The sequence below is a fragment of the Scytonema sp. UIC 10036 genome, from assembly GCF_009725235.1.
The window spans coordinates 105669-119351 of the sequence record NZ_WJFC01000009.1; the positions used below are offsets into that span (position 1 = coordinate 105669).

At 43.0% G+C, this 13683-nt stretch carries 2 protein-coding genes; both read right to left on the reverse strand.

Translation table 11 applies throughout. The features are described 5' to 3' along the window. Window positions 1-18: 18 nt before the first annotated feature. Complete coding sequence (locus F7734_RS06660; RefSeq protein WP_155743933.1) at window positions 19-8748, reverse strand: non-ribosomal peptide synthetase; 8730 nt, start codon at window positions 8746-8748, stop codon at window positions 19-21. A 379-nt stretch (window positions 8749-9127) separates the two neighbouring features. Next, window positions 9128-13675 carry a type I polyketide synthase gene (locus F7734_RS06665; protein WP_155743934.1) on the reverse strand — a complete coding sequence of 1516 codons (4548 nt, stop codon included), beginning with the start codon at window positions 13673-13675 and terminating at the stop codon, window positions 9128-9130. Window positions 13676-13683: the final 8 nt, after the last annotated feature.

Sequence of the window (13683 nt, forward strand, 5' to 3'; positions counted from 1 at the left end):
TTATTTTCCAGTTTTTAACTACTCGTTGTTTTCGCTTGCAAACATTAATTTCACTTGCTCGTCTGAAAGATGGTGTAGCTGTATCAACACTTGGGCAATTTTATCGATATCTAATTGCGCTACCTGACACGCTGTTTTTAACTGCTCAGCAAATTCAGCTATGGTTGGTGACTCAAAAAGACTACTGAGGGAAAGGTCTACTAAGAAGGTATCACGTACTCGAGAAACTACTTGGGTAGCTAGCAAAGAGTGTCCCCCTATTTCAAAGAAGTTATCATAAATACCAACTTGCTCAAGTCCGAGGACATCAATCCAGATTCCTGCCAGTACTTCTTCAACAGGAGTACGTGGTGCTACAAAAGTTTCTGCTGAATCTAGTTTGAAAGAATCAGGTGTAGGTAGTGCTCGACGATCTACCTTGCCATTAGGTGACAGTGGTAAGGCGTCCAGCGTCACAAATACGGTAGGCACCATGTACTCAGGTAGCGTTTTCTTTAAGAAGCTCCGTAATTCACTGATGGTAGGTAACGGCTCCTGCGAAGAGACAATGTATGCTACTAAACGTTTGTCGTCTAACTCCTCTCCCTTAGCTACAACAACTGCCTCTCGGATAGCTGGGTGTTGTTTCAGGGCTTCTATAATCTCTGCTAACTCAATGCGGAAACCACGTAGTTTCACTTGATCGTCAATTCGCCCAAGAAGTTCAATGTTTCCATCGGGTTGGTAGCGTGCTAAATCTCCAGTCTTGTAGAGACGAGCACCAGGTTCGTGGCTAAATGGATTGGCAATAAATTTTTCGGCAGTTAGCTCAGGTCGATTCCAATAACATCGGGCAAGACCCACGCCACCAAGGTATAACTCACCAGGGACGCCAACAGGTAAAGGTTGCAAATGAACATCCAGTACATAGGCAATTTGATTTGCCATTGGTTGACCATACGGGATGCTTCTCCAAGCTGAATTTCTAGTTTCAACTGGATAAATGATGGAATGGATAGAGGCTTCGGTTGCCCCTCCAAGGCTGATGACCTGAACACCTTCTACAAGTTCTTTAAGCTGGTCTGGTAAATTGAGTGGAATCCAATCTCCACCAAGAAGTGCTAAACGGAGGGAGTGAGGACAAATCTCCGGTTGGTCAGTAACGTACTCAATTAACATCTTGAGCAAGGACGGCGCTGAGTTCCACACGGTAACCCAATGTTGGACAATAAGCTGAGCCCAGTGTGCGGGGTCCCGTACTAACGATGCTCTAGGCATAACAATTGCGCCTCCAGACTCAAGGGTGCCCAAAACTTCGTAGACACACATATCAAAGCTGAGCGAGGAGATCGCTAGAAGTCGATCCTCAGACCCCACAGCAAAACGTCGATTAAGGTCAAGAATGTTGTTAACTACCCCGCAATGCTTAACTGCAACGCCCTTGGGTCTTCCGGTTGACCCTGACGTGTAGATCGCGTAAGCTAGGTTGTCACCTGTCACTCCACTAGAGAGATTCTCTGCACACTCTCTAGCAATGATATCCCAATTCTTATCGAGACATACTACCCTTGACTCATACATAGGTAGCCCCTTAATAAGTTGCTCTTGGGTCAGCAGCACAGACACCTTAGCATCCTCAACCATAAATGCCAAACGTTCTGTTGGGTACATTGGGTCCATCGGTACGTAAGCTCCTCCAGCTTTAAGAATACCTAGCAACCCGACGACCAGTTCTAGTGAGCGCTCTATGCAAATGCCAACTAGCACCTCAGGTTTCACGCCTAAAGAACGTAAGTAGTGTGCCAATTGATTAGCTCGCCGATTGACTTCTTGATAGGTTAGTTGTTCGCCCTCAAAGTAAACTGCTATGGCATCAGGTGTCTGTGCAACCCGTGCTTCAAACAAATGATGAAGGCATTGATGATACTGATAGTCAGTCTGAGTGGCATTATATTCTGTCAGCAACAACTGCTGCTCAACATCTGTCAAAAGTGGCAGATATGAAATTGGCTGTTCCTGAGGGCTCACAATTCCTTCCAGCAAGGTTTGAAAATGGCCGATCATGTGGTCGATCGTGCTTGGGTAGAACAATTCTGTGTTATACTCCACAAAACCTTGCAGCCCGGTCACATCCTCCCACATTTGCAAGATTAAATCAAATTGCGCTGCCTTTCTATCAATTAACAGTAAACTCGAACTCAATCCCGGTAACCTCAAGGTTTCTATCGGAGCATTCTGGAGGACGAACATAACTTGAGTCAGTGGGTTATAGCTTAAATCCCGCTCCGGCTGTAAAGCTTCTACTAATAACTCAAAGGGTAAATCTTGATGGGCGTAAGCTTCCAGCACCATCTTACGCACCCGCTTCAACAACTCTCGGAAACGGGGATTCCCTGACATATCAGTCCGCATAATTAAGATGTTAATAAAACATCCAATCAAAGCTTCAGTCTCACCTCGAGAGCGGTTAGCAACACCGGAACTCACAATAATGTCCTTATAACCTGTATAACGGTGTAGCAGTACTTGAAAAGCTGCTAGTAGCGTCATGAATAGAGTTGCTTGCTCTTGGAGGCTGAAAGCTTTTAGTGCCTCTGATAAAGTTGCAGGCAGTGTAAACGATTTGATAGCACCTTGGAAGTTTTGAATTCCCCGTCTAGAACGAGCTATAGGTAACGCTAGTAAGGGTGGAGCTCCATCAAGTTGTTGCTTCCAGTAAGACAGCTTTGTTTTTAGCACTTCTTCCTGTAACCATTTGCGCTGCCAAACTGTAAAGTCTATATATTGTACTGGAAGTTCAGGTAATGGTGATGGTTTGCCTAGGGAAAAGGCTTCATAAAGCTTGAATAGTTCACTGACGAACACGTGCAAGGACCACATATCAGAGACAATGTGGTGTATGGTTACAAGCAGGACGTATTCTGTCTCACTCAGTTGCAATATAGTTATCCGTAACAACGGACCGTGAGCTAAATCAAAAGGTTTCTGAGCTTCTGCACTGACCAATTGGCTGACCTCAGCTTCTTTAATTTGAGCAGGAAGCTTTTGAAGATTCACTATTAATAGCGTTATAGTTTCGGTTGGGCTTATGACTTGGACAGGGTTACCATTTGCATATGTAAAGGTGGTGCGTAAGGCTTCGTGACGCCGTACAATTTCTTGGACAGCTTGTTGGAGCGTTATTATATTTAAATGACCTATCAACCGTACACCGTAAGGAATATTATAAACGGGTGTGTTAGGCTGCAACTGATCGATAAACCACAGCCGCTGTTGAGCAAATGACAAGGGTAAGTTTGCCTCATGCACAATGGGTAGTATAGGGGGAGCAACTAGATCTTGCTGTTCCTCTAAAAAGATTTTTACACTCTGGGCGAAGGCAGCTATAGTTGGTGCTTCAAACAGGCTATGCAAAGGTAAATCTACCCCAAACACATTGTACACTCGTGACATTAACTGGGTGGCTAACAGAGAGTGACCCCCCAATTCAAAGAAGTTATCATAAATGCCTACTCGTTCTAAGCCCAGAACTTCAGTCCAGATAGCAGCTAAAATTTCCTCTGTGGGAGTTTCGGGAGCCACGAACGCTTTGTCTAGATCGGGGCTTGTTTTGCCTAGTGCTAATAGGGCTTGTCGATCGACTTTGCCATTTGAAGTTAGCGGTAGAGCTGGGAGCAGCACAAAAGCTGAGGGTACCATATAATCAGGTAACCTTTTCTTTAAGAAGCTGCACATCTCCTTTTCTGGTATTGGTAGACCTGTGTAACTGCTGTTCCAGCCACTGATATTAAATTCAGGATCGCAACGCGAGGCAGTATCATGATAAATATCATTAAAAACGTTTTGCCATTGCGAGATAAGTTCGCTATTCGATTCCAACTCAGGCATCTGCTGATTTGAACCCTGATATTCCTGATTCGGAACGACATAAGCAACCAAGCGCTTGTCACCTGGTATGTCCTCCCGCGCCAGAACCACGCTCTCCTGAATTGCCTCATGCTGCATCAGTAAAGTTTCAATTTCTCCTAGCTCAATGCGGAAGCCGCGAATCTTTACTTGGTGGTCAATACGCCCAAGGTACTCGATATCTCCATTAGGTAGATAGCGTGCTAAGTCCCCGGTTTTGTATAAGCGTGTTCCAGGCTCATCGCTAAACGGATTGGGAATGAATTTTTCAGCGGTTATACCGGGTTGGTTAACATAGCCCCTAGCAAGACCAACACCACCGATGTGTAATTCACCCCTAACTCCAATTGGCATTGGTTGGAGATGCTGGTCGAGGATGTAAATTTGGGTGTTATCAATAGGACGACCAATAGGAACTATGTCTAGATCCTTCTTTTGCTTGCACTCCCAAAAAGTTACATCTATAGAGGCTTCAGTCGGCCCGTAAAGGTTGTGCAATTCTATATTTAAACACGCAAAAAAACGTTCTTGAAGTTTAGACGGCAATGCTTCACCGCTACAAATGACACGCCTTAAATAAGGGCTTTTTTCAAGGGTTGGCTCCTCTAAGAACGCTTGTAGCATAGAGGGAACAAAATGAAGTGTGGTGATGCGCTCTTTAATAATTAGCTTAGCTAAATAAGCAGTGTCTTTATGACCATCTGGTCGAGCAAAAACTAAGCATGCCCCAGTCAATAAGGGCCAGAAAAACTCCCAGACCGATACATCAAAGCTGAAGGGGGTTTTTTGTAGAATACGGTCTATGGTGGTTAATTGGTACTTATTTTGCATCCATTGCAAGCGATTGCAGAGCCCTTGGAGAGTGTTCATCACACCCTTAGGCTTACCTGTTGAACCCGAAGTGTAAATCACGTAAGCCAAGTTTTTAGAAGTTATTTTAATAATTGGATTCTCCTCGCTCTGGAGTGCAATATCCCCCCAGTCTGTATCCAGACAAATTATCTGGGTTTGGTGCTTGGGCAATATTTCTAACAAATACGCTTGTGTTAGCAGTACCGGAACTTGAGTATCTTCTAATATAAAAGCAATCCGCTCTTGGGGGTACAGTGGGTCTATGGGCACATATGCCCCACCCGCCTTGAGAATGCCTAAAACCCCTACTATCATTTCCAAGGATCGCTCTGTACAAATACCCACTAGCACATCTGGTCCCACACCTAGGGTACGCAGGTGATGTGCGAGACTATTGGCACGGCAGTTTAACTGGGAGTACGTCAGTTGTTGGTCTGCAAATACGACTGCAACAGCATCAGGGGTTGATTTTACCTGCGCCTCAAATAACTGATGGATGCATATGCGGGAATCCACTTTGGTGTAATTCCATTCCACCAGTAATTGCTGACATTCCGGCTCACTTAGCAGTGGTAAATCTGCAAGCCGCTGTTGTGGGTTAGCCAAGATATTTTCTAGTAAGGTTTGAAAATGACTTGCTAACCGGGTAATGGTGGCAGCATCGAACAGGTCTGTATTATATTGCCAAGAACCAAATAGCGTTCCGTTTACTTCAGCCATGTTCAGACTGAGATCGAACTGAGCTATTTGCTTTTCTACTGTAAAGCTTTCTAGCTCTAGTTCCCCTAATTTTATTCTTGCCCCTGTTTCCCCTAAGGCAAAGGCTGCCAAACCCTCCTCATTCAGTAGGTGTGCTTTTTGCAAGACAAACAGGACTTGGAATAGCGGCGAATAACTACTATCCCGCACTGGTACAAGGCGTTCGACTAACAGTGCAAAGGGATAATCCTGGTGCTTGAGGGCATCAAGTACAGTGGAACGCACTTGCTCGAGAAACACCTCAAACGTTGGATTTTCTGAAAGATCTGCTCGCATAACTACTGGATTGACGAAGTATCCCACAAGCCCTGCTAAATCAGCTCGACTTCTACCTGTTGTCGGAGAACCTACCAAAATATCCTCTTGACCTGTGTAGCGATAGAGCAGCACCTGAAAGGCTGCCAGTAAGGTCATATAGAGTGTAGCCTGATGGGCGTTACTTAGGGTTTTCAATCTTTGAGTTAACTCTGGAGTTAACTGGAAAGCTTGTGAGGCCCCTCGATAAGTTTGAATTGGCGATCGAGGTCGGTCAGTAGGCAGATTTAGGACTGGTAAATTACCTGCGAGCTGTTTATGCCAGTATGCCCAAAGCCGCTCATTTTCTGGACTAGCCAGCATTTCTGTCTGCCACCGAACATAGTCAACGTAATGCAGATCTAAGGAAGTAAGGGTTGCTGGCATATTGTCTTTCTCAGCCTGGTATAACACTCCTAACTCATGCACTAATACTACCAACGACCAAAAGTCAGTTACAATATGGTGTACAGTTAATAGTAAAATGTCCCCCTGTGGTGAGCGAGCAAACAAGCTTACCTGCATGAGGGGACCTTGCTCCAGATTAAAGGGACAGTGTGCCTTCTCAATCAAGCGGCTATTTAGGTATGTGTCACTCCAGTCAGAAGCATCCTCTTCCTGAAAGTAAATCTCCCCGTGTTCGTGGATTTGCTGAACAGGTTCTCCACAATGAGCAGTAAATGTCGTTCGTAAGGAAGGATGGCGTTCTACCAGTGCTTGAAAAGCACGCTTTAAGGCAGGAATATCTGGTTCTCCCTTTAGGCGTACTGCACGTGTGATATTATAAGCAGGACTTTCTGGTGCTAGTTGGTGCAGGAACCACAAGGCCCGTTGACCGTAGGACAGAGGATGCTCTACTTCAGCGTCTGAAACCGGGACAAGAGCAATCTCCTTGCGATCGCGAGGTGTTGTTAATTGAGCAAGTAGTTTATCTGCAAGTTGCGTAATGCAAAAACCTTGGAGGAGGTTTTCTATAGGCAAAACAACGCCCAGGTTGGTTTCGATACTATTCTTTAGTTCGATGACCATTAAAGAATCGAGCCCCAAGGTACTTAAGGGTTGTTGTGAATTTAACTGAGACGTATTTACTTTAAGTACCTGTGCCACTAACTTTTGAAGATAAAATTCTAACAGTTGCAGGCGATTGTCTGGTTCTGTGGCAAGAAGAGCTTCGTAGGTAAAATCTTCTTTGCCCAACACAAAATCAAAATTTTCTTGAATGCTGCTTCCTACAACATTGAGGCTTCCATTTAGAAAACCAGATCTGCAGGCATGGCGTTGAATTTTGCCGCTGGAAGTCTTTGGTATACTTCCAGTTTTTAGCACTAACACGGCATAAACTTGCAAATCATGAACTTCCACTACTGCTTGACGAATAGCTCCGGCGACCCGATCTACGTCTAAAGTTTTGAGATATTGACGTTCTACTTCTTGAGCGACTACTAACCGCTCCTCGCCATTGACCTCAACTGTAAATGCTGCACTAGAAGAGGGTCGCAAGGCTGGATAACTCTGTTCTACAGTCGCTTCAATATCTTGTGGATAATGATTGCGACCGCGAATAATGATTAAATCCTTGAGGCGACCAGTAACGAAAAGTTCACCATCCTTTAAAAATCCCAAATCTCCTGTACGCAGAAACGGTCCCTCGCCAGTGTTGGCTAAGTAAGCTTGGAAAGTTTGCTTGCTCTCTTCAAGTTTCTTCCAGTACCCCTGGGCTACACTAGGACTTGAAACCCAAATTTCTCCCACTTCATCGGGTTCACAAACGGTTAAAGTCTCAGGATGAGCAATGACAATCCTTAAATCCAGCAGAGGGTTACCGCACCCAACTAGCTTCTGAATGTTAGCATTTTCATGGCTAGCAGGAACTACACGGTTTTGCTGCAATGCTTTTCCATCAACAGTTTGTAATACGGGTGGAGCCGTTTTCAGACCACCAGAAACAATGAGAGTTGTTTCCGCCATTCCATAGCAGGGATAGAAGGCATTTCGGCAAAAACCATAGGGTTCAAAGGCAGCTGCAAACCGCTCAAGTGTTTCAGCACGGATAGGTTCAGCTCCATTAAAAGCAACTTGCCAGCTGCTTAGATCGAGGGCTGCCTTTTGTTCAGAATTAATTTTTTGAACGCATAAATCGTAAGCAAAGTTAGGACCTCCACTGGTAGTGGCTTTGTAGCGAGAAATTGCTTGGAGCCAACGGAGGGGTTTTTGTATAAAAGCTATTGGTGACATGAGAATGCAAGAACAGCCCATGTATACGGGGTGAAGCACATTCCCAATCAAACCCATATCATGATAAAGAGGTAACCAACCTACAACGACAGCTTCCTCTGTATGCTGGAATCCCATTTTAATCATCTGTTCGTTATGTAGGAGATTGGCATGGCTCACTATCACGCCTCTGGGTGTTCCTGTAGAACCCGATGTATACTGCAAAAAAGCCGGTGTTTCTGCATTAATCTCCGGATATTGCCATTTTTCTATGAATTTGTCAGTAATGTTGTCGGTAGTTATCCATTGTAAAGTTTTTAGAGATGGAGTATTGGCAAGTTGATGCTCTATTTTAGATAGGGTAAGTGTGTCTGTAAGAGCTACTGTTGCTTGGGCATCAGCCACAATAGCTTCAAGGCGAAGCAAATGGTGGTTAACTCGAGGTGGATAAGCAGGAACAGCAATCACCCCAGCGTACAGGCATCCAAAAAATGCGGCAATATAATCAAATCCTGGTGGATACAGCAGCAATGCACGCTCTCCAAATGCCGCTACGTTTTGAAGCCGAGTAGCAATTGCCCGAGCTTGAGAGTCTAACTCTCTATAAGTTAGATGGACTTCCTTTGTTTCTCCATCTAGTAAAAAGGTATATGCCTGAAAATTTGGTTGGTACAGTGCTCTTTGGTGGAGTAGCTCCACCAAAGTGGAAACTTTACTAGTCATGTTAGAAAGGTAGTTATTCATATTTTTGTACTATTAAAAAACTAAATGGCATTTCCAGGAAAAAGTAAAGGCTAAATTATCCTTTCTTTATGCTATTGGATAATAAATTTCAGTACTTTAAGAATTTAGAGATTTACAAAATGACTTGTGCTCTAAATGCCGTTAAAAAAATCTAAATTAACTTGGAAACAGAGCCTGATAAAACCAAATTATTATCATTGTTGCTTGCTTCAAATGATTCAAAAATTCTCAAAAATGTTAGTTAATATTATCACCCTTCATTATTCTCTTCATTGTCTATGTCTACTTCATCTTCTGAAAATTTCTAGCATTTAATAATTGCATTCTTCATTATCTCTCCTGCTGACTTTCATTTTTACAATTGTCTCCAGCTAACATACTACGTAGAATCCTCCAATAACTTCCTTATAGATAGATCTATTTGGAATGCTTCGCGTACTCTAGAAATAACCTGAGTTGCTAACAGCGAATGTCCTCCTAATTCAAAGAAATTATCATAGATGCCTACTTGTTCTATTCCCAAAAGTTGTTGCCAGATATTAGCTATAGTTTGTTCAACAGAAGTGCGAGGAGCAACATAATTATTCCCTAGCTGAGGGCGGGAGTGGATCTGTGTAGGAACATTTACTAGTTCTAATTCTTTTTGTATATTTACTAATTCTTTTTCAAAATCAAATTTGGAATAGCTTTGCTGAATTGTTGTTTCCAAATCTCGCTTTGAAACAACAATTTGAGGCAGTCCACTTTGCAGAATGCGGCTAAAAGCATTAACACCTTCTTTAGGTGTCATTGCTTCATCAATATCTTCTTGACGCCGCCGTTTAAGTTCTTCTGGCACCGCTGTGTTCACTAGCATTCCCACATCTTGCCAGCCGCACCAATTGATAGATATGGTTAAAGGTTTTTGTTTGCAGTAATTGCTATGAGCAAATTCATCCAAAAAAGCGTTCGCTGCACAATAATCTACTTGTCCAAGTCCACCTAGGATAGAATTTAAAGATGAACAAAGTACCAAAAAATCTAATTTTTCATTCTGGAAAATAGTATCGAGCACTAATGTCCCTTTTACCTTAGGAGCCAGAACGCTGCTTGCTGCGAGTGACGTTTTTAGTTGAATAATACCTCCACCCGCAATCCCTGCGGCATGAATTATACCATGAATTTCACCAAAGCGCTCATATATCTGAGTTTTCAAGGCTTGCATCTGTTCCGCTTTTGTGACATCAGCATTGCTAACTAAAACCTCTGCGCCTAACTGCTCTAATACCTGAATTTTTTCAATTTTCTGGCTGATAGTGTCGCGGTGTTCGTGAGTCAGCAGCCATTGTTCCCACTTATCTTTCTCTGGCAAACAGGAACGTCCAGTCAAAACAAGTTTTGCTTGTACTGTCTGCGCTAGATACTCTGCCAGTGACAGACCAATTCCTCCCAGTCCACCAGTAATTAAGTAGACTCCTCCTTGCCGTAACCGTGTTTTCTTAGTGTCGGCTGTTTCTAGGTGAACTGCTTCAAACTTCTTTACCCAGCGATGATTCCCGCGATAAGCGACTGCTAAATCAGTTGATTGTGCTGTAAATTCCGCTACAATTTGCCCTACAAGTTTTTCTTGTTGCTTTGGAAGTTGGGGAAAAATGACATCAATGCTGCGGCAGGTGATGTTTAGATATTCTTGTTCGATCACTTTAGAAGCTCCGATGACAGTTGCTTTTTCTGGGTATAGTTGTTCATCGCCAATGATATTGTACAGATTATTTGTGATGACGAAAGCTTGCAGTGCATCAGTAATATCTCCAATTGCTTGAGTGAGAAAAAGTAGGCTATAAAAGCCAAGAGCCTGACTTGCTTCCCAAGAGTCTATTGCTAAGAGTGTCTGATTGTGTGATGTGATGCCCCATAAATGAACAATCTTTTGTGGGGTATAGTTTAGTACATCCAAGTGTTTGAGCAAGGCGTCATAGTCATCCCTTTGTTGAGGATTAATGGAATATGCGCGATCGCTAAGCTTGGCAAACTGTTCTCCCACCTTAACGATAATGATATCTTGACCCTCTTGTTCCAAACGTTTGGCGATCGCATCTCCCAGCCCATATTCATCAATAAATATTAACCAGCGAGACTTTTTTTCTTTGAGTTTGTCATTTTCAACAGGCTGAAGTGGTACAGACTGCTTCCAGACTGGGGCATAAAACCAGTCTGCAATATTCGGTTCTAATTTGTATGAAGTTTTTTGAGTCTGAGTGATAGGGACGGGTTTTGATTGTGCTTCAATCCAGTATCTTTGTTTTTCAAAGGGATAAGTTGGCAAGGGAATGCGTTGACGACGTTCACCCGCAGAAAAATTAAACCAATCTATCTCTACCCCAGCAAGCCAAAGTTTGCCCATTGTGTTGAGTAAAAAGGCAATATCGGAGCCTTGCTCTTTGGGATGACGTAACGAAGAAAGCACGAGCTGTTGTTCATCTACCTGTGGTTGCTGTCCGATTAAAGTACTTAATGTTCGTCCAGAACCAACTTCTAAAAGAATTTGCCCTGGCTGTTGTAATAAAGTTGCAACTCCTTCAGCAAAACGTACCGTTTGCCGTAGATGTCTTCCCCAGTAGCTTGCGTCCGTTGCCTCAGTTGCGGTAATCCATGTCCCTGTAACGTTAGATACATAAGGGATTTTGGGAGCTTTTAGAGTAATTTTTTTAAATTGCTCTAAAAACGGTAACAATATTGCTTCAACCATCTCTGAGTGAAAAGCATGGGAGGTATGTAGACGATAACAAGCCACACCTTTTTCAGTAAGTAGATGTGATAACTGATTAACAGCATCTATAGAGCCAGAAATTACACAAAGGGATGGACTATTAACAGCAGCTAAGGATAATTCTTTACCAAGGTAAGAATATACTTCATTCTCCAAAAGTGAAACAGCTAGCATGGCACCATTTGGTAATTCCTGCATCAGTCGCCCTCTTGCAGATACCAGTAATAATGCGTCTTCCAAGGAGAAAACTCCAGATAAACATGCTGCTACATATTCACCAATGCTGTGACCGATCATTGCTTGGGGATGAACTCCCCACTCAATCCATAACTTAGCTAGTGCATACTCAATCGTAAAGAGCGCTGGCTGTGTGATAAAAGTTTGATTAAGTTTCTGTTTTGCCTCTTCGGCTTCTTCTTCCTTAGGATAGAGTATATCGCGTAAATCAACCCCTAAGTAGGGTTTGAGAAATTCTGAACAGTGAGCTACGTGCTTACAAAATGTTGGTTCAACCTGGTATAATTCCGAAGCCATATTTATATACTGCGTTCCTTGTCCTGGGAACATAAACACAATAGGTTGAACCTTGGGTTCTTGAATAGCTGTAAAGACTTGTTTGGGATCTAGAGTCACCAACGCAGACACAGCATCTTTATGGTTCTGACAAACAAGCATCTGTCTATGGCTAAAGGCTCTCCGACCCACCTGTAGTGTGTAAGCCACATCAGCGAGGTTAAAATTAGGGTTTTGCTTTAAATGCTCTGCTAAATTAGCAGTAGCATTGTCTAAAGCTGAGGGTGTTTTAGCTGAAAGTACCAGCAGATGGTAGGGTCTAGATCTTCCAAAAGCCTTAACAGTAGGAGGTTCTTCAAGAACAACGTGTACATTAGTTCCGCCAATGCCAAAAGAACTAACCCCAGCCCGGAGAGGATTTCCATTGCTTTCCCACTTAAAAAGCTTATTATTGACGTAGAAAGGACTGTTCGCAAAGTCGATTTTAGAATTAGGCTGCTCGAAGTGCAGGCTGGGCGGTATCAACTTATGTTTGAGAGCAAGTATTGTTTTGATAAGACCAGCAACACCAGCGGCTGCATTCAAATGTCCGATATTGCTTTTAACTGAACCAAGCGCACAGAAACCTTTTTTTTGGGTACTGGCTCGAAAAGCTTTTGTCAATGCAGCGATTTCAATGGGATCGCCTAAGGTAGTTCCAGTGCCGTGAGCTTCAATATAAGTTACTGTTTCGGGTTCAACTTTGGCAACTGCAAGAGCCTCTGCAATCACCTGTGCTTGACCATCTACACTTGGTGCTGTATATCCAACTTTTAAAGAACCATCGTTATTGATAGCTGAACCCTTAATTACTGCATGGATGTAGTCTCCATCAGAAAGAGCATCCTCCAAACGTTTTAGAACAACTATTCCTACACCGCTACCACCAACAGTCCCCTGTGCCTTCTCATCAAAAGCTCTGCAATGTCCATCAGGAGAAGCAACTCCTCCCTCATGATATAACTCACCAGATTTTTGTGGAATGCCGATTGAAACACCACCAGCCAAAGCCATATCACATTCGCCCATTAGCAAAGATTGACAAGCGATGTGAACAGCAACTAAGGATGTAGAACAAGCAGTTTGAACTGTATAACTGGGTCCTTTTAAGTTTAATTTGTAAGAAACTCGCGTGGCTAAGTAGTCTTTATCACTACTAATCATAGCCTGGAAAGTACCTACCGATTCAATAAAATCGCGGTTTGAATAAAGGTTTAACAACCCATAGCTGTTCATGCTGGTACCAGCATAAACACCTATTGCTCCTTCGTATGTTTCCGAGTTATAACCAACACTTTCAAGAACTTCCCACGAACACTCTAAAAAAAGTCGATGTTGTGGATCCATCATTTCGGCTTCTTTTGGACTAAAGCCAAAGAATGAAGCATCAAACAGGTCAATATCTTCCAACACACCTTTTGCTTTGACAAAGTTGGGTTGGTTCATTATGTGAGGAGGTATGTCTAAGGTTTCCAGTTCTTGTAATGTAAAAAAAGAAATACTTTCCACCCCATCCTGCAGATTCTGCCAAAACTGATTAATATTTTTAGCACCTGGAAAACGACCATTGAAGCCAATAATGGCTATAGATGTATTGTTATGAGCTAAACTATCCCCGTTATTCATATTAATAT